Source organism: Serpentinicella sp. ANB-PHB4 (assembly GCF_031432315.1).
Lineage (GTDB): Bacteria > Bacillota > Clostridia > Peptostreptococcales > Natronincolaceae > Serpentinicella.
The window spans coordinates 141731-167160 of record NZ_JAVKGO010000002.1 but is presented as its reverse complement, the minus strand read 5'-3'; the positions used below and the strand labels follow the sequence as shown (position 1 = coordinate 167160).

Annotated in this window: 20 protein-coding genes; 4 read left to right on the top strand and 16 right to left on the bottom strand. The window is 32.5% G+C overall.

Going from position 1 to position 25430, the window contains the following annotated elements; all coding sequences use genetic code 11:
• Positions 1 to 53 precede the first annotated feature (53 nt).
• The 4 genes from fabV to RH915_RS03330 all read right to left on the bottom strand — a co-directional run bounded on the left by fabV (position 54) and on the right by RH915_RS03330 (position 4160).
• Positions 54 to 1250 carry an enoyl-ACP reductase FabV gene (gene fabV, locus RH915_RS03345; RefSeq protein WP_310477897.1) on the bottom strand — a complete coding sequence of 399 codons (1197 nt, stop codon included), beginning with the start codon at positions 1248 to 1250 and terminating at the stop codon, positions 54 to 56.
• A gap of 320 nt (positions 1251 to 1570) precedes the next feature.
• The gene (locus tag RH915_RS03340) at positions 1571 to 1780 is read right to left on the bottom strand and encodes a hypothetical protein (RefSeq protein WP_310477896.1); all 210 of its coding nucleotides are present in this window, start codon (positions 1778 to 1780) and stop codon (positions 1571 to 1573) included.
• Positions 1781 to 1852: 72 nt separating this feature from the next.
• On the bottom strand, positions 1853 to 2701 hold the full coding sequence (locus RH915_RS03335; RefSeq protein WP_310477895.1) for a CvfB family protein: 849 nt from the start codon (positions 2699 to 2701) through the stop codon (positions 1853 to 1855).
• 181 nt (positions 2702 to 2882) lie between these two features.
• Complete coding sequence (locus RH915_RS03330) at positions 2883 to 4160, bottom strand: L-lactate MFS transporter (RefSeq protein ID WP_310477894.1); 1278 nt, start codon at positions 4158 to 4160, stop codon at positions 2883 to 2885.
• 401 nt (positions 4161 to 4561) lie between these two features.
• On the opposite strand from RH915_RS03330, the gene ablA reads away from it, so the two are divergent.
• A complete protein-coding gene (gene ablA, locus RH915_RS03325; protein WP_310477893.1) occupies positions 4562 to 5803 on the top strand; it encodes a lysine 2,3-aminomutase in 1242 nt (413 codons plus the stop codon).
• A 109-nt stretch (positions 5804 to 5912) separates the two neighbouring features.
• Here ablA and RH915_RS03320 read toward each other — a convergent pair whose 3' ends face one another.
• Together RH915_RS03320 and RH915_RS03315 are read right to left on the bottom strand one after the other, a co-directional pair.
• Positions 5913 to 7301, bottom strand: a complete 1389-nt coding sequence (locus RH915_RS03320; protein ID WP_310477892.1) for a pyridoxal-phosphate dependent enzyme — start codon at positions 7299 to 7301, stop codon at positions 5913 to 5915.
• A gap of 171 nt (positions 7302 to 7472) precedes the next feature.
• Positions 7473 to 8492 (bottom strand): aldo/keto reductase, encoded by a 1020-nt coding sequence (locus tag RH915_RS03315; protein WP_310477891.1) that lies wholly within the window; start codon positions 8490 to 8492, stop codon positions 7473 to 7475.
• Positions 8493 to 8619: 127 nt separating this feature from the next.
• Between RH915_RS03315 and RH915_RS03310 the strand changes: the two genes are divergently transcribed.
• Entirely contained in the window at positions 8620 to 9747 is a 1128-nt protein-coding gene (locus RH915_RS03310; RefSeq protein ID WP_310477890.1) for an amidase domain-containing protein, read from the top strand.
• 19 nt (positions 9748 to 9766) lie between these two features.
• Here the strand turns inward: RH915_RS03310 and RH915_RS03305 are convergent, their stop codons facing one another.
• From RH915_RS03305 to RH915_RS03290, 4 genes are all read right to left on the bottom strand, one after another.
• A complete protein-coding gene (locus tag RH915_RS03305; protein ID WP_310477889.1) occupies positions 9767 to 10774 on the bottom strand; it encodes a YeiH family protein in 1008 nt (335 codons plus the stop codon).
• A gap of 129 nt (positions 10775 to 10903) precedes the next feature.
• Entirely contained in the window at positions 10904 to 11716 is an 813-nt protein-coding gene (locus RH915_RS03300) for a nitrilase-related carbon-nitrogen hydrolase (RefSeq protein ID WP_310477888.1), read from the bottom strand.
• 285 nt (positions 11717 to 12001) lie between these two features.
• A complete protein-coding gene (locus tag RH915_RS03295) occupies positions 12002 to 12265 on the bottom strand; it encodes a hypothetical protein (RefSeq protein WP_310477887.1) in 264 nt (87 codons plus the stop codon).
• Between the two features lie 24 nt (positions 12266 to 12289).
• Positions 12290 to 12583, bottom strand: coding sequence for a hypothetical protein (locus tag RH915_RS03290; protein ID WP_331618279.1), 294 nt, complete (start codon positions 12581 to 12583; stop codon positions 12290 to 12292).
• Positions 12584 to 12768: 185 nt separating this feature from the next.
• Between RH915_RS03290 and htpG the strand changes: the two genes are divergently transcribed.
• On the top strand, positions 12769 to 14658 hold the full coding sequence (gene htpG / locus RH915_RS03285) for a molecular chaperone HtpG (protein ID WP_310477886.1): 1890 nt from the start codon (positions 12769 to 12771) through the stop codon (positions 14656 to 14658).
• Between the two features lie 59 nt (positions 14659 to 14717).
• On the opposite strand, the gene RH915_RS03280 is transcribed toward htpG, so the two are convergent.
• From RH915_RS03280 to RH915_RS03270, 3 genes are all read right to left on the bottom strand, one after another.
• Positions 14718 to 16382, bottom strand: a complete 1665-nt coding sequence (locus RH915_RS03280; protein ID WP_310477885.1) for a putative ABC transporter permease subunit — start codon at positions 16380 to 16382, stop codon at positions 14718 to 14720.
• Positions 16375 to 17100 (bottom strand): ABC transporter ATP-binding protein, encoded by a 726-nt coding sequence (locus tag RH915_RS03275; protein WP_310477884.1) that lies wholly within the window; start codon positions 17098 to 17100, stop codon positions 16375 to 16377. The genes RH915_RS03280 and RH915_RS03275 overlap by 8 nt, the downstream gene beginning before the upstream one ends.
• Positions 17101 to 17267: 167 nt before the next feature.
• The gene (locus tag RH915_RS03270) at positions 17268 to 17738 is read right to left on the bottom strand and encodes a Dps family protein (protein ID WP_310477883.1); all 471 of its coding nucleotides are present in this window, start codon (positions 17736 to 17738) and stop codon (positions 17268 to 17270) included.
• A gap of 568 nt (positions 17739 to 18306) precedes the next feature.
• Here RH915_RS03270 and RH915_RS03265 point away from each other — a divergent pair.
• On the top strand, positions 18307 to 19959 hold the full coding sequence (locus RH915_RS03265) for an LTA synthase family protein (RefSeq protein ID WP_310477882.1): 1653 nt from the start codon (positions 18307 to 18309) through the stop codon (positions 19957 to 19959).
• An 87-nt stretch (positions 19960 to 20046) separates the two neighbouring features.
• Here the strand turns inward: RH915_RS03265 and RH915_RS03260 are convergent, their stop codons facing one another.
• The 3 genes from RH915_RS03260 to RH915_RS03250 form a co-directional block, all read right to left on the bottom strand.
• Entirely contained in the window at positions 20047 to 21984 is a 1938-nt protein-coding gene (locus RH915_RS03260) for a YgiQ family radical SAM protein (protein WP_310477881.1), read from the bottom strand.
• 168 nt (positions 21985 to 22152) lie between these two features.
• Positions 22153 to 22839, bottom strand: a complete 687-nt coding sequence (locus RH915_RS03255) for an ABC transporter ATP-binding protein (protein WP_310477880.1) — start codon at positions 22837 to 22839, stop codon at positions 22153 to 22155.
• A gap of 13 nt (positions 22840 to 22852) precedes the next feature.
• Complete coding sequence (locus tag RH915_RS03250; protein WP_310477879.1) at positions 22853 to 25336, bottom strand: ABC transporter permease; 2484 nt, start codon at positions 25334 to 25336, stop codon at positions 22853 to 22855.
• Between the last annotated feature and the right edge of the window lie 94 nt (positions 25337 to 25430).

Here is a 25430-nt window from a genome sequence, read left to right as displayed (position 1 = left end):
GCTATATGTTATGTTATGGTGTCGTTATTTGTGAATATATGCGAATTCACATCCTAAGGTTGTAACGCTTTTAATTTTTCTAGGTCCACTGGCTTTGTATAATCTACATTTTCAAAATTAAATCCATTTAACTGCATAAATTCATCTCGAAAGACTTCTACAGCGGTTATGTTTTGAAAATTTTCTGGTGTTACTTCTGATAGTATATCTTCTACTTCTTTTTGTACATCTTCTCTCATCTCCCAAGAATCAGGTCTTAGTCGTCCTCTTTCATCGACTTCAGGGTTATCTCCGTAGAACATATCTTTCATAAATCGATGAACATGTTCCATTGTATCTTCATGTAATCCTTTCTCTAACATTACTTTATATAAAGCACTTACGTATACAGGAAAAATCGGAATTACAGCACTTGCTTTTGTTGTTACTGCTTTCCCAACACAAATAACTGCTTCACCATTAACTTTTTCTTTTAAAGTCTCATGTAATTTATCTGCTGTTTCTTCGGTATCTCTCTTTGCTTCACCTAAAGTACCAGAACGATAAAACTCTTGGGTAACTTCTGGTCCAATATAAGAATACAGCGTTGTTTTAAATCCTTCTGCCAAAACTCCTGCCTCTAGTAACCATTGTACCCATATTTCCCAGTCTTCACCACCCATAACTTTTACAGTGTCAGCAATTTCTTCTTCAGTGGCTGGTTCAACTTTTTGCTCAAAGAGTTCTCTCTTTTCTAAGTTTACGCTGTAGCCTTCTATTGGTTCCCCAATGGGTTTCAGTGCTGAGTAATGAGTTTGTCCTGTTTTAGGATCTGTACGGCGTCCGGAAGCTAAACTGTAAATTAGCACGTCAATTTTTCCACCAAACTCTTCTTTAATATATTTTATTACTTCTTCTCTCATTTCATCTGAAAAGGCATCCCCAATAAAGTTTTTTGCAACTAATCCTTCCTTTTCAGCTGCTTCTTTAAAGAATATATTATTCCACCAACCAGCTGTAGCCAACTTTTTCTCATCTTGAATACCATGTTCGTAAGAAACACCAATTGTATCCGCCCCAGCACCAAATGCTAAGGAAATTCTTGAAGCAAGTCCATAACTTGATGAAGCACCTAAAATTAATGCTTTTTTTGGACCTGAGTAAGTTCCTTTTTCTTTTGTATAATTTATTTGTTCCTCTATTGCTGCTTTACAACCATAGGGATGAGCAGCTCGGGCAACGTTACCATTTAATTTAGGTTCTATAATCATAAAATCATCTCCTTTTAAAAACACTTAGTATTATTATTTGTTCAATAATCATATTTAGTCTGGTAATTTTATATTGTAAAACTGATAATGATTATCGTTATTATTAATATACCACATATTTCCCAATTTAAACAAGTAATTTGTTAATTTTTTATCAATATTAAAAATAAAAAAAGTTTATAACCCTATTCAAGAGCTATAAACCTTTTTTATTTTTTATGTAGATTAAGATGAAAAAGTGCAACTGCTTGTAACCTCTAGGTTTCCCTAGACGACTGCAAAGTTTCAAGTACCTTACTAAACGTGATCATAACATTTCCTTATATGAAAAATTCAAATAGTATTTCTAATATCTTCATGGGATCTTTACATTTATAAAAGACGCCTGTAACTATTAGGCCTATACCTAGCAATGTCATCGTTAAACCTAGTATGCCATCATAGTATAGAACAGCGAATTCTAAATAAAGAATCACCACACCTAAAAGAATAAATATTATTTTTAGCATTTTAAGTAATTTATCATTCATCATTAACACACCTTATTATAATAGCCTTTGACCATAAATCATTATATTATTTATACTTAAGTACCATGTATGTTATGACTCTATCTCTCGCTTAATTTTTATACCACCTTCTACAAATTCAATTTTATTTTCCTTAAGTAGTCTTCCAATAGCTCTTTTAAAAGCGTTTTTACTCATTTTAAACGCCGCTTTTATTTCTTGAGGATCACTTTTATCATTCAATGGTAAACTGCCACCACTTAGTTCTAATTTTTCTAAAATAATTTGTGCATCATCATTCATTTGTAAATGTGCTTTTTCCCGCAGGCTTAAATCTAATTTTCCATCATCTCTTCGCCTGCTAACCCTTGCTTCAATTTGCTCCCCTATTTTATAAGTTCTAAATACTTCGCTATTTGGAATAAGACCACAATATAAATTATCTACTGCGACGAAAACACCTATATCTTCATTTATACTGTAAACAGTACCTAAAACCTTTGCATCTTCTTTATATGGTGCATCCTCTAATAACTGATGGTATATATCCATCGTTGCACATAATCTGCCGGTTTTATCAATATACATGCCCATTAAATATTGACCGTTAACCTTTACCCTTGTTGACTGCTCACTAAAGGGCAGTAATAAATCTTTTTCTAAGCCCCAATCAACAAATGCTCCGATCTTAGTCACATCTACCACCTGTAAATATGCTAGTTCCCCTAAAGTTATTTTAGGCTTTGTAGTCGTTGCAATCATTCTATCCTCTGAATCTCTATACACGAATACTTCAATTTCGTCACCTAGATTCAAGTTTTCGTCTAATTTATTGTTAGGTAATAAAACATCTTCATCTCTACTATTAATCGTGTTTAGATAGGCACCTACAGATGCTATACGTATCACTTCTAGTTTTTGAATTTTTCCTAATTCAATCATAGTTCACCTTCTCTAACTAAATAATTTTTATGTACATACGTTACACTACTATTATAACGCTTATTAAGGGATAAATACAATCAACCTTTAGATATATTATTTTAGAACTTAAAATAAAAATAAAAGGACACGTTTATTAGCTACCTAATACGTGTCCTTCCAAAATATTTAATTAAATCCCTTATGCTTCATTAGCTAATGGTTCTATTATTTCTTCTTTAATTGACGCTTCGGATTTTTTTGCATCGTTTTTAGCTTTTAATACCATCATTACAGCACATATAATACCTACAATGTTCATAGCACTTGAAATGATATATGCTCTAGAGTATACCCCGCCACTTGCTTCAACAGCAGCTGACGCAATCTGCGGTCCTACTACTGCGGCAACTCCATAGGCTGTAAATAGAATACCATAATTAATACCTAAACTTTTCGAACCAAAGTTTTCTGCTGTAACTGAAGGCATGATTCCTAAGAAACCACCAAAACTTAGCGCAATACCAGATGCTGAAATTAAGAACAAAACAATATTTTGCGATACATTTAAGACTAATAGCATTACAGCACTTACAATGTACATTACAACAATTGTGTTGTATCTACCTATTTTATCAGAAATATTTCCCCACAAAATTCTACCAAATGTATTTGCTAAAGCAATAACACTTACACAAATGGCGGCTACGTGTGGTGCTAAACCGATTTGTCCTTGGGCAATCGGTGAAGCATGTCCAATGATCATTAATCCTGATACCATACCAATCGTATACATCACCCATAAAATATAGAATGTACCTGTTTTCATCATTTCTCCTGGTGCCATTTCAACTCCTGAATTAATAGAAGTCTTAGAAGGTGCTGGCGGTGTCCACCCTTCTGGTGTCCAACCTTGAGCTGGTGCTTTAATTATGAAAGAACATAGTCCAACAACAATTAAGAACACAATTCCCATCAATTTAAAAGTCGCTAATACACCATACATATCTACTAATCTTGCCCCTAAAGGTGCAAGAATTACTGCTCCAGATCCAAATCCAGCTGCAACTAAACCACCGGCTAAACCTCTTTTATCTGGAAACCATTTAACCGTATTGGCAATCGTACAACCATATACAGCCCCTATACCGAAACCACCTAATACTCCATAGGTAATATAAAGCATTAGAACAGAATTTGTATATCCTGTTAATATTAATCCGATTCCGAAGACAATACTTCCTATTAATGTTACAATTTGAGGTCCTTTTTTATCTTGAAACTTACCAAAAATAATCATAGAAATAGGGATAAGTGCTAAACTTAGGGTAAAAGCTAATGAAACTTCAGAAGTTGTTGCTCCTAGAAGTTCTACTAGAGGCGTTTGGAATACACTCCATGCATAAGCGGCACCTATACAAACGTTCATAATAATACTTACTGCTAATATTACCCACCGGTTTGTTTTCTTTTGACTCATTTTATCACTCCTCTAAATTTTTACTAAAGTCTAATATGGTACACTGTTGTTATTTTTTTAACATACTTAACTGCAATTAGCATGCCAAATTATTTTTATCGCCCTATATTTTCGACTTTTTTCTCTTTTTTTCTGTACCAATCTATTCTACACTAATTTTTGAGCTAATACTATAATTTTTTTAAAGTTTTTATTGTTAAATTTAGCATTCTTTTATATGTACCTCCCGCCTACGTAATAGGGACTATTCATGAGTATACAATATTAATTCTATGTCTCTCATTGCTAATCTCCTGTAACTAGATGAAATACACGGAAATAGTGCCTTATGCCTTTTTACAGAATTTGTATATTTATGCATTTTAGTGCATAATAGAATTGTTACAAAAAAGGAGGATACAATGAGAGATTATAAAAATGTAGAATTATGGAGAAATGTTACGGACGAAGAATGGAATGATTGGAAATGGCAATTAGCTAATCGTATTACTGATATTGATCAGCTTAAAGAAATTATTCACTTAACGGAAGATGAAGAAATCGGCATTAAACAATGTCTAGAAACGCTGAGAATGGGTATTACCCCTTATTATGCAATGTTAATGGATGAAAATGATCCTACTTGCCCTATTAGAAAACAAGGCGTACCTTTAGCTTTAGAGTTAGAACAAAAAGATGGTGACATGGATGACCCATTACATGAAGACGTTGATTCACCCGTACCTGGACTAACTCACCGTTATCCTGATCGTGTATTATTACTTATCACTGATATGTGTTCTATGTACTGTCGACATTGTACAAGACGACGTTTTGCAGGACATGACGATGCACATACTTCCACAGAACAAATAGATAAAGCAATTGAATACATTGCAAATAACCCTCAAATTAGAGATGTTCTTTTATCAGGTGGAGATAGTTTACTTGTCTCTGATGAACACCTAGAATATATCCTTAGTAAACTTAGAAATATTCCCCATGTTGAAATTATAAGGCTGGGATCAAGAATCCCTGTGGTTATGCCTCAAAGAATTACTCCTAAACTTGTAAATATGCTAAAGAAATATCATCCTATTTGGTTAAACACGCACTTCAACCATCCAAAAGAAATTACCACAGAAGCAAAAGATGCTATTAATTTATTAGCTAATGCAGGCATTCCCCTTGGTAATCAATCTGTACTTCTAAAAGGCGTTAATGATTGTGTAAATATTATGCGCAACCTTGTTCATCAACTCGTACAAATTAGGGTACGACCTTATTATTTATATCAATGTGATCTTTCAACAGGAATCGAGCATTTCAGAACCCCTGTTTCTAAGGGAATTGAAATTCTTGAAGGTCTTCGAGGTCACACATCTGGTTATGCGGTACCTACTTTTGTCATTGATGCACCTGGTGGTGGAGGGAAAATTCCTGCTATGCCTAACTATATTATTTCTCAATCACCAGATAAAGTTGTATTAAGAAACTATGAAGGTGTAATAACAACGTATACACAGCCTGAAAGTTATGAGAATAACTGTTCCTGTGAAATGTGTAATGATGATGAACAACATGCTACATTTAGTGTAGCTGGTTTAATAGAAGGTCAAGAAGTATCGATGGAACCAGATCAGCTTGAGCGTCACTCAAGATAACCTTACATAAAAAAGTGTTAGTTGTGAAGTAGCACTTTCCTAATATATAAAAAGACAGCTTTTTAAAACTTACATCGTTTTAAAAAGCTGTCTTTTTTATTATTAAGGTCTATTGTTTATCAATGCCTTCATAGATCATTCTAAAATATTTTCTCTTGAAACCTATCTTTTCATATAACTTTACTGCATTTCTGTTTTTGGTATCAACATGTAATGACAAATGTCCATCTGTAACTTCAACTGCTTTCTGAAGTATCTGTGTACCAATTCCTCGCCCTTTGATATCTTTTTTTGTTGCTATATATCCTAAATGGAATCTTGGGAAAAACGCTTCAAAACCTGTTTTAATAATAACCGATATACCAACTAGTTTACCATGTTGATAAGCACATAGAACGTGTCCATCTTTAAAAGCTTTTTCAAGTGCCTCATTAATTTCGAAAACTGGGTCGGTATATTCTGTTAACCAAGTATGTAGTAATTCAACAAATTTATCGTATGGAACTGGTAAGGTATCTCTAGTAACTTTAGTGACATCCAAATCAACTTTTCCATCTTTAAGGACTATTATATGTACACCATCAGTGATTTTTCCTTGTTCAGCCAACTTCATAAACGTTGCTATTGGTAATGCGTTTGCTGCAGTTAATTTGATTCTTTCTAACTCTTGTAATTTTCTTTTTGCTGGTAAAAGTTCCTTATCATCAATTCCAACTGCTCCACCCTGTGTCTCATAAATAGCGTTCAGTGCTTCTTGTGCATTGTACTTTGCTTTTTTTATAAATTCGCTATTATACTTTGTCTTACTATTTGGTTTTGGCTTTGTCAACATTAATTCTCTACTACCTTGGTTAAATGACTCTACAATTGAGTTGCCCTCTGCTGTACTACAAGCATATAATTTGGGTACTTTTTTTAGTTCTTCATCGATCCATAGCTGTTTAAATCCCCAATAAAGTCCTGATATTGACGACCCTTGACCTGTTTGACAAAATACAGTATCGATCTTTTCATCCTGTTGGCTACTTAGTTCTTTAGCTAAATAAGAGTATGTATAATTGTATAATAGATTGTTTTCTTGTCCAACATTGCCGTTATACCAGTCTTTTTCAAGTGCAACTTCATTACTTCTCTCAACTGAATCATTACTATTTTTACCGTACTCAATTATTTCTACATTCTCACATTCTTTAAATACCGACTTTTTCGGAAGTTTACTATTTTTAGGTACATAAAAAACACAGTCTATATCGAAGTACTTTGATATAAAAGCAACGGAAACCATAATTCTACCAGGAATCCCCATGCAAATTGTATCCCGTCCCTTGTCTAAAGCATCTCGTATCATTAGATACGCCAATCGATCTTCTAAAAAGCCTGATGGATTATTCCCTTCCATTTTTATGTAAATTTTTGATATTCCTAAGTATTCCTCTAGATTTTTTGCTCTTATTAAAGGTGTTTTTCCTACATATCTTTTTATACTATCATTTTGCAAACTATCCCCTCCCGATCTTTAGTGTAAGAGTATATTATAATTACCGTATATTGTAAAGTCGTTGATTTTCCACTCATAAAGTATTATATGAAATTAGTATGGCTTTTTATCCATCTAATTGACATATACGCATATTTGCACTATTAAGTACTTATACATTTCGGGATTTTTTTAGTTTGCTTCCAGTTTTTCTACTACATCTTTAAGCATTTCTCTAATAGGTAAATCATATGGGCAATTAGGTTCACACTTTCCACATTTAATACATTCAGAGGCTTTGTTAGGTAATGCGTTATATCTTTCTAAAGCCCAGTTTTTTAAGTTGTAACGGGAATAGTAGCCTTCCATAAGAAAAGCACTTGGTATATCAATATTTTGGGGACAAGGTAAGCAATATCCGCACCTTCTACAAAAGTTTGAGCTTAATTCCTTTTGAATTTTTTCTAACTTTTGTCTTTCTTCCACTGTTAGTATAGAAGTTTCTTTTCCCACTTTACTATTTTCAATAACTTGCTGTTCACTATCCATACCAGGAATAACTACTGAAATATTATTATTATTTAAAATAAATTTAAGTGCTAAATCGCCATCATCGAGTGCTCCACCAGCTAAAGGTTTCATTATAATAACCCCTATGTTTTTTTTAGCTGCTTTTTCAAATAAGGCTTCTCCTTGTCTTTCAACGATATTATATGGAAATTGAATCGTTGAGAAATACTTAGTATCTAAAGCCATATCAAGAATATTATAGTCATGACTTGTAATCCCGATATTTTTAATCAAACCTGCCTCTTGAGCTTCCTTTAACGCAGGATAGGCACCATTTGGACTTAAAATTTGATCAAATTGCTCTTGTGTTTTTACTAAGTGGCATTGATATAAGTCTATGACATCACATTTTAAATTTCTTAAACTTGTTTCTATATCTTTTTTCATTGATTCGTAATCTCTAGAAGTGGATTTTGTTGCAATATAACACTTTTTCCTCATATTTGCATTTTCTATAGCCAAACCTATCATTTTTTCACTTTGTCCATAAGCTCTTGCGGTGTCGATGAAATTCATTCCTTTTTCTATCGATAATTTCACTAATGATACGGCTTTGTCTTCTTCCAATCTTTGTATAGGTATTCCACCAAATCCAACTACAGATACATTTAATCCTGTTTTTCCTAAAGTTCTTTGAATCATAATGATTTCTCTCCTTCTTATATGTATAGATGTTTGTGAGAACTTAATTTTATCATATATAAAATGCTCATAGTATTTTTATTTGCTTCATATAATCATATGAGTTCATATATGGAGGTTCCCTTTTATGATAATTTTTTTTCGAAAAAGAACAATCATTATTACGATCGTTTTTATAATGTGCTTAGCCATTATTTTTCATTACACCCGCTCATCTAAATCTTATGTACCTACATTTAGACAGGTTACAGAAGAAGACCTAAAAGAAAAACTGTTTGATGATATAGCGCATATTTTTGATCTTAGAAATGAAGCTTTATTAAAAGAGAAAGTATTTGTTTTTGATAGCCTTTATAATAAGCATGCACGAAATGGTTTATGGGCCTATGAGCATGAAATAAAAAAAATGAATTATATTCATCTTTGGTCAAGGAAGCAAGGTGCTAATTTTATGGATATTAATTCAGACATCGTCATTCGAAGAGCTACAGAAAAAGGTGATGGTTACACTTTAAATCTGCTTGTATCCACGGAATATACTTATAAATATATTAATGAATCAGATAAAAGCAATTCTTTTAGACTTGGTACCCATCACACCTTAGATATCATCCCTGGAGAGCAGGGATGGATAATTTCAAAAGAATGGTACGCCGATCCTCTCTTTAATACGATAAGTTTAGATGAAGAAACAATTAACAACATCAGTAGTAAAATTCTTTCTGGGGAAATGAAGGATCTATCGGATCTTGAAGAAAGTCGTATAAATGCAGTAGCTTATGCAGATGAGTTTTGTGGTGCTGCAAGCTTACCAGAGTACGGATTTAAGTATAATTCGAAATATACAAATTTTAATTACCAAGGTGGTGACTGTGCTAACTTTGCTTCACAAATACTTTATGAAGCTGGTAACTTTAAAAAGAATGGTACTTGGAATTATGAAAAAGGCGCTGGAAGTAGAGCGTGGTTAAATGCCCATGCATTTAACCAATATATGACTAATAGTGGTAGAGGTTCGGTAATAACTAGAGGATCTTATAAGGAAGTTCTTAGTGCTTCTTACAAGCTTTTACCGGGGGACTATATTGCTTATGAAGAAAAGGGCAAAGTAAGTCATATATCTGTAGTTACAGGTATAGACTCAAAAGGTTATGCCCTTGTAAACTCTCATAATGCGGATCGTTACAGAGTACCTTGGGATATTGGTTGGAGTGGTAAAAACGTAAAGTTCTGGCTAGTAAGGGTCCATTACTAAAATAAATAATTATCTAGATTTAAACCTGACCATTAAAATATTGTACTGTTATTGACACTATGACAACTACCGTAGATACAATAAAACCTAATGTCATTGGCTTTATACCAGAGCTTAACATCAGTTTTAAGTTGGTTTTTAGTCCAACGGCTGCTAGTGCCATTGCCATCATAAATTTACTTGTTCTACTAAAAAACATCCCTGTTTCTACTGAAATAATACCTATTGTATTTAACAAGACAGAACCGATAAAAATAAGAATAAACCAGGGAAAAATTCCTTTTATGTTAGGTGCTTTTTTATCAACTTGTTTCTCTAATTTTGCATTTCGGTACCCTATAAAAATTGAGAAAATCAATGTTATTGGAATAATAGCCGTAGTTCTTGTTAATTTGACAATTGTTGCATAGTTGCCTGCCGCTTCGCTGAATGCATAACCTGCTGCTACAACTGATGATGTGTCGTTAACCGCTGTTCCTGTCCAAAGGCCATAAGCGATGTCAGAAAGATTTAATACTTGCCCTAAGATGGGAAAAAGAACAATCATTAACACATCAAAAATAAAAGTGGCAGATATGGCATAAGCAATGTCCATCTCGTCTGCCTCAACAATAGGAGACAATGCAACAATAGCTGATCCACCACAAATTCCTGTGCCAGCTCCTATTAAGCTGCTAAGCTTCCAGTTCATATTTAAAAGTTTTCCTACTAGATATGCTGATAAAAAGGCTGCTGAGAGGGTGAACACCATGACAAATAGTGATATTCGACCAACAGTAAAAACTTGAACTAAGCTTAAATTTGTTCCAAGCAATATAATTGCTAATTGTAGCAGTCTTTTCGAAACAAATTTTAAACCAACCTCAAATTGCTCCAATTTTACCAATGGATTTATGGTCATTCCTATGAGTAATGCAATTATACTCGACCCTAATATTGGTATTCTATTACCACTAAAAACGGATATAACCGCAATAAGAAAAGCCATAGCTAGGCCGGGAGCATATTTCTTTATTTGTAAATACATAATATTTTTCCTCTCTTGTATATCGATATAGGTCATGAAAACAAATAATAAGCATAGATTATGTTAATCTATGCTTATATATAATACCATACACAATATTTATTTCAAAGCACTTAGCTTCTATACCAACTATATGACAGGGCATTTTATTTTGTTAATTCCACCTGGTGTCAGTTTATCTTTAAAGTCATCTAAGTATGGTACTTCCTCTCTAGCCCATAATAGTACTTCTTTATCTATTATATGGGTTATAATTTCTTCTTCTGTATCTGAAGCTTCTATAAGTATATCTCCCAGTGGACTTACAAGTTTACTTTTACCACAACTATTATTGCCCACTGTATTAATACCAAAAACAAAAACTGTATTGTCTAAAGACCTCGCTGGTAATTGTATATCCCATCGTCGTGAGGCTGCAATACTCCATACAGAAGGGCAAACAATAACTTCTGCCCCTTCTAAAGCTAATAGCCTACTAGTCTCTGGAAATTCCATCTCATAGCACATTAGTATTCCGATTTTCCCTGCTTTTATATCAAAAACAGGATACTCTATATTACCTGGTTTAAAAATATTGTTTTCACGCCCCCATAATACACTTTTTCTAACGATGCCTCTTAGCTCTCCTTCGTTGTCAATAACTGCTGCTGAAATATACAAATCATCCATTTCTGTTTTTTCAATAAATGGACATATAATCGCAGTATTTACTTTTTTAGCCTCTTCTCTTATTGTAGAAACCGTTTGTCCGTATCTTGATTCACCTAAAGCTAAAAAAGTCTCTCTAGATAGATGGTATCCTGTAGTCCACATTTCAGGAAATACAATTAAGTCAACTTCCTGCTGTTCCACTGCTTTATAAATATAATTAATACCTCTTTTTAAATTTGCTTCCACATTATTCATAATTGGTCTCATCTGAATTCCGGCGACTTGAAACATCTATTACCCCTCCTATGTAACTTGATTTGTTTTAATAATCCATTAATAATATGTACTTTTTGATAAATTATAACTACTAAAACTACACTTATAAAATACCTACTTCACTGTAAGAGAATGTAAGACAATTCTAAAACGTCTACTAAAACTACACTTATAAAATACCTACCCTTTTTGAAGGTTTTTAAATATCTTTTCTTTATTCAAGTTAATTTATCATAAAGTTAACGTATATAAACCCAAAAAGTTCTGCTAAGCAGAACTTTTTGGGTTTTAATGTATTACCTAATCAACGACCTCTACTTTTCCTCCTGCCGCTTCAACTGTACCGACAATGTTGTCATACAAACTTTTAACACTGCTATTACTACCTAAAAACGGAAGTCTTATAATTAAACATATACCACTTGGTGAAGTCACTTCTATAAGGTTTAATAAATTAATTACTGCTCCCGCTGGAATATAAATTCTTAGCACTGTTCCTGGTAACTGTGGACACGGTTTTACCGGTGGTTTTGGTCTATGACATCCTTTTGATACAAATTCCATATAGATCTCCCCTTTTTCTATAATTTATTCTTCTACTACTACTTCAACTTTACCGCCAGCTTCTTCAACTGTATTTACAAGATTGTCGTAAATACCTTTAGCTTTTTTATCCCCTGCTAAAAAAGGAAGTCTCACGATTAAGCAAATGCCACTTGGTGATGTTACTTCAATAAGGTTTAGTAAATTAATTACCGCACCTGCTGGAATGTTAATTCTTACTAATGTTCCTGGAAGTTGTGGACAAGGCTGAACTGGTGGTCTTGGATGTGCCTTTTTGGTACAAACTTCATATATATTTCTCCCCCTTTCTTTTTGCACTACATTTTATGCAGGCTAAGATTAAGGGTGACAAATTTAATATACTTGCTCTACAAAAATTAGCACTCTTATTCTAAGAGTGCTAATTTTTTATTGACACTTTGTTAGGTTAGTTGTATCATAGTTTTCAAAAGGGATTTTAACCCATTTAACTATAAAATAACAATTTACTAGGAGGCGATCTTATGGATAAGCAAAAAGGAAGTTTATCGATCCATAGTGAAAACATTTTTCCAATTATTAAAAAATGGTTATATTCTGACCAAGATATTTTTATTAGAGAATTAGTGTCTAATGCTTGTGATGCTATTACAAAGGTAAAAAGATTAGACAGTTTAGGTGAAGCTCAGTTAGAAGAAAATACCAAATTTAGTGTAAAAGTTATTATTGATGGTACCAATAAGACTTTAAAGTTTATTGATAATGGTATTGGTATGACTGAAGAAGAAGTTAAAAAATACATAAATCAAATTGCTTTTTCTGGTGCTGAAGACTTTTTTAAAACCTATCAAGAAAAAGGTGGTACGGATCAAATTATCGGACACTTTGGTTTAGGCTTTTATTCTGCTTTTATGGTTGCGAATACCGTTGAAATAAATTCCTTATCCTATCAGGATGGTGCTCAACCAATCAAATGGCGTTGCGACGGTGGTACAGAATTTGAATTGGAAATGGGGACAAAATCAAATAGGGGAACAGAAATCACCCTTTTCTTAAGTGAAGAAGGTGAAAATTTCCTTGACGAATACACTGTTCGTTCTACCATTGAAAAATATTGTTCCTTTATGCCCTACCCTATTTACTTAGAGGTTATCGATAAGGAACCTGAAAAAGATGAAGATGGTAATATCGTGATAGAAGAACCAAAACCACTTAATGATACTTCTCCTCTTTATTTAAAACAGCCTAGCGCATGTACTGATGATGAGTATAAAGAATTTTACAGAAGTACTTTTAACGATTTTAAAGAACCTTTATTCTGGATTCACCTTAATATGGACTATCCATTTAACTTAAAAGGAATCCTTTATTTCCCTAAGTTAAATACACAATTCGATACGTTAGAAGGACAAATAAAACTATATAATAACCAAGTATTTATAGCCGATAATATTAAAGAAGTTATCCCTGAATTTTTACTGTTATTAAAAGGTGTTATCGATTGTCCTGATTTACCACTTAACGTATCTAGAAGTTTCTTGCAAAATGACGGTTCAATTAAAAAAATATCTGATTATATCACTAGAAAAGTTGCGGATAAGTTAAATTCTTTATTTAAATCTGATCGTGAATCTTATGAAAAGTTCTGGGATGATATTAATCCATTTATTAAGTTTGGATCGATCAAAAACGCAAAATTCTATGATAAAGTATCTAATATCATACTATATAAAACAATTAATGATCAGTATGTAACTACGGAGGAATACCTTGCTAACCTTGAAGGTAAATTAGAAAATCAAGTTTACTACGTTACTGACCAAATTCAACAGGCACAATATATAAAAATGCTTAAAGCGCATGATTTAGATGCTGTTATCCTAGACCATACAATTGATTCTGCTTTTATCTCTCATGTGGAATCTAAAAAAGAAGGACTAAGTTTTAAAAGAGTAGATTCAGATATTGCCGACCTTATGAAGGATACAGATGATTCTGTTAGTGAAGAAGAACAAAAAAATCAAACCGAGGCTATTACAAATGTATTTAAGGAAGCTTTAGGTAAAGACTCCCTTAAAATTAATATTGAAAGCCTTAAGTCAGAAGATGTTGCCGGTATGATTACTTTGTCTGAAGATAGTCGCCGTATGCAAGATATGATGAAAATGTACAGCATGGATGGGCTAAATATGAATGCTATGCCTACTGAAGAAACACTAGTACTAAATAAAAAGCATAGCTTGATTCAGTATATTCTTGAAAATAAGGATAATAAATCTGATTTATTAAATATGATTGCTCAGCAGGTTTATGACTTAGCACTTCTTACGCATAAGACATTACCACCTGAAGATATGAGTCAATTTATAAAACGTAGTAACGATATAATGAATCAATTAATTAATGAAAAATAATTTGCAAAAGCCGAGGAATAAAATTCCTCGGCTTTATTGTTAGACTTTGCTATATCAATTTAATCTCCTAATTGTTCATACCACTTCACGCCAGTTGATTTTAGTAGAATATATGTAATTATATTTAAAAAACCATATAGTGAAATTAGTAATATTGAAGTCTCCACAGTGTTTATTTCTAATTGGTATATTGTATATACAGTTATCCCAGCAATTAAAGAGCCAATCATCATCGTGTAAAACACATTGAAATTTTGTTTGACTGCTTTTTGTTCGTTATCCCAGTTAAGTTTTGGACTATATAAATCAAACATAATTCCTATCATTGAAATAAATAAAATACCTAATAAGCTTGTTATAAGTATCAATAATGCTATAGGGATATTAACGCCAAAGGCTAATATGCTTACTATTAGTACTGTACCTATGCCTATCAAACCAATTATAGATCCGGCAAAAACCTTCGCAGCTATTTGAATGCCATAGCTTACAGGTATAAATTTATTAACATAGTAGTTTTGTCCTTCCCTTGAAATAGCTGTAGATGCAATGGAGTTAGTCGAAGTTATAAATATTGCAATGGCAAAACCTATGGCTATTACTAAAGAACCATTTGTTTGTTGCATGTTTATAACCACTTCTCTTAAATTCTGCAAACCTCCGGGCTGAGAAAAAGCTGGAATTAGGAAAAAAATTGGCCATATAAAACTCATTAGAATACAATTTAGAAAATAAGTAGGTGTTCTAAACAACAATTTAAGTTCGTTAGTTGTGTAGGATATTATAACTGCCTTGCTTTTTGTATTATTCTTTAGGACTTCTTTCGTTAATAGACGCTTCTTTGAGTTTGATTGTGATAACCCTAGAATACCTTTAAAATACAATCGTTCTGATAGATATAAAAATACACCGAAGATTAAAGAAGTGATTCCTATAAAAATTATCATGTTTAACATGCCGGCCATGTAATTATAATTTACTAAACCTTGGATGGCAAAATTCAAACCTGGAAATAAGCTTGAAATCACAGCTGCCAGTGAGTTGCTTCCTTCTAATAACATTTGTTCTATTGCTTCTGGGTCTGATAAAGCCCCTGTTAAATTTCTTTGCATTACTATGTTAAATCCTATACCAATAATTAATGCACTAATTCCCCCTAATAACTTTAGGAAATCTTTATTTCTACCAATATTTGAGAACCTCATTATAATCATAACAATAAAAGAGGCAAAAACAAGGGGCACTACAGGTACGATTAAAAATGTTATTAAGGCAGAAAAATAATATAAAATACCGGCGCTGGTTTTTACACCATACATGATTAAAATTGGTGCAAGAACAATAAGCGCGGTCAAATATTCATATAACACGACTTGAATAAACTTAGCGCTAATAATCTCATATGGTTTTATGGGTAAGGGTAATAAGTTTTCCGTATCCTTTGAAAAATAGAAAGCACTTATTATGTAAAAGAAGCCAAAAAAGAAAATTATTGAGCTGCTAATGACTACTCCTAAGCTTAATAACAACGCTTCTTGTTGTACTTCTATTAGCACATCGAAAATTTTAGATAGATAAAAAATGAAATTTCTTACTACAGGTACTAAAATAATTCCAACAATAGCCATTAAAATTAATGACCTTCTACTTTTTTTATTTGATAAAATTATTGAATTGATTATATCTTTTAAAAATATTTTTGTTAATGTAAATATATTATTCATGTTCTGTCATCTCCAAAAACATTTTTTCTAAGGAGTCATTACTTTTAAAATGTTCTTTTATTTCTTCCATTTTCCCACAGAACAGAATTTTTCCTTTATTAATAATTGCTACTCTATCGCAAATTCTTTCTGCTACATCAAGTACATGGGTTGAAAAGAACACTGTTTTATTTGACTGTACATGCTCTTTCATCATTTCTTTTAACACATAAGAGGATTTTGGATCTAATCCTGTCATAGGCTCATCTAATATCCATACCGGTGGTTCATGTATTAGGGCACCCATTACAACAATTTTTTGACGCATACCATGGGAATAACTCTGTATTTGATCTCCTAAAGCATCTGTCATAGAAAATCTTTTAGACATACTTTCAATTCTTTCTAACCTTAAATCAGAAGGCACGCCATATATATCAGCCATAAAATTTAAGTACTCTATTCCTTTTAGTCGCAAAAACATATTTGGCGTGTCAGGAACAAAACCAAATTGTTTTTTTGCTTCTACTGTTTGGCTTACAATATCTTTTCCATTTATTTTAATACTTCCTGAATCTGGTTTTAAGATTCCTGTAATCATTTTTATCGAAGTTGTTTTCCCTGCCCCGTTTGGTCCTAAGAAACCAAAAATTTCTCCCTCTGGAATCACGACATTTAAATTGTCTACTGCTTTTTCCACACCAGTGTAACTTTTATTCACATTTGTTATTTCTATCATGACTGACCTCCCATTTCGAATAGCTACGTAAAAGACTATAGCAATATTATAGTGCATTTATTGTTTTTTTACTATTATTTGATTGATTTTATGAGCAATTTAAATATACTTTTACAAACAAAAAAAGAAGGGAGTTTAATTCCCTTCTTTCAATACGCTATATTTTATTATCCTAAAAATGAGTTAAGCATCCAAATATTTTTCTCATATTTAGCTAAGCTTCCTACAGCCATATCTACTGTAACTTCATCTTCGTATTCTCCTGCAACGCCAGCACCTTTTCTTAATTCTTGAGCCAAGAAACTAAAGTCTTCTAAAAGTGTTTGGCATACATCTTCACTTGAATACTTTTGACTTGGTATTTCTTTCAGCTGCGCAACCTCTAAGTAATCTTTCATAGTTGCTAAAGGTCTATGTCCTAGTTGTAATACTCTCTCAGCAACTTCGTCAATTTCAGCTGCTACTCCATCATATAATTCTTCTAATTTTGCATGTAACTGAAAGAAACTTTTCCCTTCAATGTTCCAATGGTAGTTGTGTAACTTCGTATAAAGTACATGCAGATTCGCTAAATAAATATTTAAACCATCTGCAATCTCTTTTCTTCCTTTTTCTTGAATTCCAATATCTACTTTCATTATGACTCCTCCTTAATATTTTATAAGTTTTATTTGCTATATACTATATATATCCATAGATTTATTTTTTAAACATAGTTTTTTAAAATTTTGCTTAGTAATTTCTTATACTTTGTTTATATTTTCTTTACAAATCTTTATTCCTACTTTATTTTTAACTTCTATACTAACATTAGCCTAATTAAAAAGAATTTTGTTAGGAATTTGTGTTTCCTGTACATTCGTGTCGAATTATACTATAATATGCGTCAAGGAGGAGTTATTTATGACAAGCACAATCAAAAATTTCTACTTATTGCTTTTCTTTATATTTTCATTGTTCATAATGGAAACTATATTCAGACTTGCCACCTTCGGTGAACTCTTTACATATGGTTTTATGTTATCTCTAATTTTTTCTCTAATAATCAGTACGTTATTCTTTATGTTTTGTAGTTTTTTCAGTAAAAAAATTAACTTTATATTATCATTAATACTTATATTGGGCACTACTATTATCTATGTATCACAACTAATTTACTACAATGTATTTCGTACTTTTTACACGCTATATTCAGCAGGGAATGGCTTGCAAGTTCTAGATTTCTGGAGGGATATATTACAAGTTATTACACAAAATTTATTATGGATTATATTACTTTTTTTACCTCTGCTTTTCTTTTTTATTTTCAAAAACAGCTATTTTACATTTTCAAAATTGCAGTTTAAATATAGTATTTTATTTATTCTTCCTATAGTAGGTATTTACCTTATTGGATTATTAACACTTTCTGCTGATGGGAAAGGGTTAAATTCGGCTCACAGTTTATACTACACAAGTAGTAATCCTGCACTCTCAACTGAAAAACTTGGTCTCTTAACAACTATGCGCCTTGATGTTCAAAGGAGTGTAACAGGTTGGTCTCCATCTTATGAAATAACTTCTAACCCCATTCCTACAGAACCAGATATAGAATATGATGCTATGGAAGATGATGAATACGATTATAACGTAATGGATATTGATTTTAAATCTTTAATGGAAAACGAGTCTAATAGCGAAATTAAGCAAATGCACCAATACTTTAAAAATGTATCCCCTACACAAAAAAATGAATACACTGGAAAATATGCTGATTATAATCTTATACTAATTACCGCTGAAGCTTTTTCACCAATGGCGGTTAGAAAAGATATTACACCGACACTTTATAAGATGGTTCATGAAGGCTATAACTTTACCAATTTCTACGTCCCTCTTTGGGATGTCAGTACTTCCGATGGGGAGTATGTTGCCCTAACTAGCTTAATTCCCAAAAGTGGCGTTTGGAGTTTTAGAGAATCTTCAAATATTGAACTTCCCTTTGTTATGGGAAATCAATTAAAAAATGCAGGCTATAAAACAATGGCATACCATAACCACACCTACTCATTTTACAGACGAGATTTATCTCACCCTAATATGGGATATGATTATAAAGGTATCGGAAATGGTTTAGATGTAGAAGAAATTTGGCCGGCATCAGACCTTGAAATGATGGAAGTTTCTGTTGGTGAATATATAAATGATGTCCCTTTTCACGCATATTATATGACTGTGAGTGGGCATCTTCAATATAACTTTATGGGAAACAATATGGCAGCTAAAAATAGACACTATGTAGAAGATTTACCTTATTCTGAACAAGGCAGGGCTTATTTAGCTACACAAATTGAACTTGATAAAGCTTTAGATCATTTATTAAATGAGTTAGACAAAGCTGGTGTCGCTGACAATACGCTTATTGCATTAAGCTCTGACCATTATCCTTATGGTCTTGATCATGAAGTAATCGACGAGTTGACTGGTCATTATGTGGAAAGAGATTTTGAATTGTATCGTAGTCCCTTCATCCTGTATACGCAAAATATGGATTCAAAAACAATTGATAAGCCGGTTTCAAGTTTAGATATAATTCCCACACTTTCAAATTTATTAGGACTTGAATATGACTCAAGACTTTTAATGGGAAATGATATGTTTTCCGATGCAGATCCATTAGTTATTTTTAGGAACCATAGCTTTATTACTGAAAAAGGATATTACAATGCCGAGACAGAAGAATTTATTTCTACTAATAGTGCTACAGTAGACGAAGATTACATTGAAAGAATGTTAAATATTGTTGGTAGTAAATTTTACTATTCTGCAAAAATACTTGATACTGATTACTATAGCATTGTATTAGAAGGTATTGAATAACATAAAAAAATATTGTTGATTCCTTAAATCAAAAGCGTAGTTAATGTAATTTAATACATTTAACTACGCTTTTTTAAATTTACCTGTCTATCTTTTTGTTCTTTTATTTCTACCTTTATTATTTCTTTTATTGTTTTTATCATTTTTATTTTTTATGGTTTTCGTTTTCTTATCATTACGTCCGTTACGCCTATTATTATTTTTATGGTCATTTTCTATTGCCTGCTTATTTTGTCTTGGTGGTTTTATTAAACAATCTTTACCAAAACCAATTAAATCTGTTCTGCCAGCCTTTACTAAGGCTTCATGAACTAAATGATAATTTTGTGGCTTTCTATACTGGATCAAAGCCCTTTGCATGGATTTTTCATGATATGACTTTGGTACATATACTTTTTTCATCGTTCTTGGGTCTAATTCTGTATAGTACATACAGGTTGATAAAGTTCCCGGTGTTGGATAAAAATCTTGAACCTGCTCAGGCATATATCCTAAGTCTCGTAAATACTCTGCAAGTTCAACTGCTTCCTTAAGGGTAGATCCTGGATGGCTAGACATTAAGTAGGGTACAAGAAATTGATTCATACCTAAATCTTCATTAATTTTATGATACTTTTTAACAAATCGATTATAAACCTCTTTTTGTGGTTTACCCATTTTCTCTAATACATTAGGTGAAATATGTTCCGGTGCGACTTTTAGTTGCCCACTAATATGATGCTCACATAACTCTTTAAAAAAGGCATCATCTTTGTCATGAATCAGGTAGTCATATCGTAAACCAGAACGAATAAATACTTTCTTTACTTTTGGAAGTCGGCGTAGCTTTCTTAACAGCTTAAGATAGTCCTTATGGTCAATCTTTAACTGTTTACAAGGGTTTGGAAATAAACATTGTTTGTCCTTGCACACCCCATGCTTTACCTGTTTTTCACAAGCTGTATGCCGAAAATTAGCTGTTGGTCCCCCTACATCATGAATATAACCTTTAAAATCCGGCTCCCATACCATCTTTTCTGCTTCAGTCATAATCGACTGATGACTTCGAGACTGGACTGCTCTTCCTTGATGAAAGGTTAAAGCACAGAAATTGCAGCTACCAAAACATCCTCGATTACTAATTAAACTAAATTTTACTTCTTTTATTGCGGGTATTCCTCCACGCTTTTCATACATAGGATGATAGGTTCTCATATAAGGAAGGGAATATACACTGTCCAGTTCCGATTGGCTCATAGGCTCATGGGGTGGATTTTGTACTACATAGTAGTTTCTATAGGGTTCTATTAAAGGCTTACCTACAATTGCGTCCATATTATTATATTGCTTCATAAAACTTTCTGCATATCGGCTTTTTGATTCAAGTATCTCATCATAATGGGGTAAAATAATCGGTTTATAGGGTCTTTCTTTATCCTTTGTCTTATAAACTGTTCCTTTTATAAAGGTTATTTCTGATATAGGCAGTCCACTTTCTAAAGCCTCTGCTATTTCGATAATCTGACGCTCCCCCATACCATAAACAATTAAATCTGCTTTAGCGTCTAAAAGAATGGAACGTCTAACCTTATTACTCCAATAATCGTAGTGAGCAAATCTTCTTAGACTTGCTTCTATCCCACCTAAAATAATTGGTACATCACTATAAGCCTCTTTAATGCGATTTGAGTAAACTATGGATGCACGATCTGGGCGTAGCCCCCCTTGTCCACCTGGGGAATATAGATCGTCCTTTCTTCTTTTTTTTGCAACTGTATAATGATTCACCATAGAATCTATATTGCCAGCCGTTACAAGAAATCCTAGTTTGGGTTTTCCTAGTACTTTAAAATCTTTATTGTCCTGCCATGAGGGTTGTGCAATAATACCGACTCTATAGCCTCTATTTTCTAATATTCTCCCGATAACTGCTACTCCAAATGATGGGTGGTCTACATAAGCATCTCCGGAAACAAGAACAAAATCAAGTTCCTCCCATCCTCTTTCTTTCATTTCCGTTTTATTTATAGGTAAAAACTTTGTCATTCAATCAGTCCTTTAAGTCAATTGTACTTATACTATGTTCAGATACAAATTTAATTATCCCTTATTCTAAGCTATAATTCAACAGTATTTAAGCCTTTAATATACAAATAAAAGCTACGAATGAATTCGTAGCTTTAGTATTGAATCGACCATTAATTCGTTTTAGTTTTATATTATTGCTTTTTGCGATACGATTTCACCATCTTTTAACTGCAATAAATTGGTTCCATATTGTGCCGCATCCTTAGAGTGCGTTACTTGAATAAGGGTTTTTCCGAAATCTTTGTTAATGCTTTTAAACAGTTTCATAATATCATTACCACTTTTTGAATCGAGATTTCCTATAGGTTCATCTAAAAGGATGATTTCAGGTTCAAAAATTAAGGCCCTTGCAATTGCAACTCTTTGCTGTTGTCCTCCAGAAAGTTCCCTAGGTGTTACTTTTCTTTTATGGGCCATTTCTGTTACTTCTAGTAATTTATCTAACTTACTTTTATAATCTTTTATTTTTTTACCATCTAATATTAAGGGAAGCATAATGTTATCTTCAACCGTCAGATTAGGCACAAGATTATAAAATTGAAAAACAAAGCCAATTTCTCTTTTCCTCATTAAACTCTTTTCTTTTTCCTTCAAAGTACCTAAGTTTTTATCGTTTACAATCACTTGCCCACTGGTAGGTTTGTCTAGTCCTCCTAATAAATATAGCAGTGTTGATTTCCCACAACCGGAAGGCCCCATAATCGATAGAAATTCTCCTTTGTTTACGGAAAAAGTTAGATCTTTTAATACTGCTATATTTTCTTTCCCTATTTTAAACGCTTTATATAAACTTTGTACTGATATTGATTTCATTGTTATTTCCCCCCTACTCGTATTTGATTTCTTCTATAACTGATAGTTTTTTATTTCTAAAGATTACTGGTAGTGTTGCTACAAAGAAAATAATAATTGACGCAACAAAGAAGTAAATCATCGAACTTAATTCAAATTGGATCTCCATTGGAAGACCAATAAGCCTGGTAAACTTACTGACTAGGGACACTGCTAAATAACAATAAGGGATTAAAATAGCTATGGCCCAAATAACGCAAATAAATGATTCGGACATTATCATATAAGCCCTTTGTTTTGTTGTCATCCCAATAGAACTTAATATAGCCAACTCTTTTTTACGCTGTATAAAGCTAATAATCATATTATTAATTGCGCCTAACGCCCCTATAACAACAGCCATCAAAGAAAATATGCTCAATAGATCCATTAGCTGTTTGTTTTGTTCTAAGTTCAAATCTCTAGCCTCTTCAAAGGTCCAAGGCGTACCACCAAATTCTCTAACCATTCCCTCAATGTCAGACTTTACTTCATCAGGCGCTACTAAAGTATTGAATACAATATCCTGAGAAGTATGAAAATTAAAGTCTTCTTTTATTTTACCGCTATTTATATAGAAGAAATTACCAGTAAAGTACAACCCACCGTCAAAAGTTCCTAAAACTTTATAATCATGAGTCCAGCCGTTTATTGTTAGTTTAACGTGATCACCTTCACTTACACCACTTCTATCTGCTAAGGAAGTTGTCACCATAACCACCCTATCATCACTGTTTTCAAATTCTGAAAACAATGCAGCATCTCTTCCTGAATTAAACTCAAAATAATGATTATAGTTTTTATACTTACTAGGGTCCATTCCAATAACTAATGTATTTGCATCCTCTATTTTTGCATCTGTAAAAAATATTTGCTGAATTGAGTTAGCATCAATGTTCGGGTTTTCCTTAAGTTTCTCTACAAGTAATTCTCTAGAGCTGTATTCGTTTATTCTAAAATCTCGAATAGATATGTCAAAATCAATGCTTGTAAAGGCATCTATAACAATTCCCTTAAGACTAGTGGCGGCAGAATTTATGAGAACCATTGCTAGTATGGAAATAATTAAAAGGGTCACATTTCCCCTTAAAGCTCTAGAACTTCTAGTATTATTTATTGCTAAACCAGTAACTTTAAATATGCCTTTAATCCTATGAAAAATAAAATCCGTCACAACATCCATTAGCTTTGGATAGGTCATAATTAAACCAACCAGAGAAATTAATAGTAAAAATGGGCTAATATCTACAGCCCAGTTCGGACTTAATATATTAATTGTAATAACAGCAATTAATATTACACTACCTATAGCAAACTTAATCCAACCTTGTTCCTTATCTGTGTCAACACTATTTAATATAACGTCTTTCACTTCATATTTATCAGTTTTAAATATAGGAATGGTACAAGATGCAATTGATATAACAAATGCAAACATAAGTCCATACATAATGAAGGCATGATTAAATGTAAAGGCGTCTACTATACCGTAATCCCTTAGTGGTGAAAGTAGATAATGAATCAGGTAAAGTATCCCTATACCAAATCCGCTTCCTAGGACGCCTCCAAGAATTCCATAAAAAGCACTTTCTAAATACAGCACTTTCTTAATATTACCCCTGGTGGCTCCTTGACTAAAAAATGTACCTATCACAGGGAGTCTTTCTGTAATTGTTAATTTAAAAGATCCATATATAATAACACTACTCATCAGTACAACAATGACAAGCATGGCATAAAACAATCCGGTTATTTGCTCTAATTGATCTAATATTACTTCTTCATCAAATAACTCTGTTGCCTTAAAATTAGGGTTTGATTCATTAAAGGTTGTAATACTTTCCTTTATATTTTCTTCCGTACCCTCTGCTAAAATAAAATTATATTTTCCCGAGGCGCCTAACTGTTCTTCTAAGAAATCATAGGGTGTTATTACTGCAAAATCATTTTTTTGGTCAGGATAAAACAAACCGGTATTTGCGCTAATACCTACAACTGTTAATGATAGATTTTCACCATTAATAATGATGTCTATATTGTCACCTTCTTTAACAGTTAAGTCATTGCTAATTCTTTGTGAAATAATCGCTTTATTTCCAGAAAAAGTATTCCAGTTGGGTTTTTCTATTAACTCATTTTTATTTATATACGCTAGCTCCCTTGAATGAATAATGACATTCTCCATATTGTCAGTGTCCATTAGTCCGTTGACTACTAGACTTGGTTGTATACCTGTAATCCCTTTTTCCTGGAGATCATCAATAGCATAAAAACGGTTTTTTTCCGTTGTTGTAATCATCACTTCTTTTCCTTCAAAACTTTGAAGAATAGGCTTTGTAAAGCTCTCTATTGCTGATTGTACTGCTCCCATACTCCCTATAAATAAGCCAGTACTAACTGCAATTGCAAAGATTAATAATATTAATCTTGCTTTCTTTTCAAACATCGATTTTAATATGTATTTAACAAAAATTTTCAATACACATGCCTCCCACAATCATTTTCCAGTAATTTATATTATTTCCATGTCGCCTATTTATTTTACTACATTATTCTTATAAATAGAATAACGT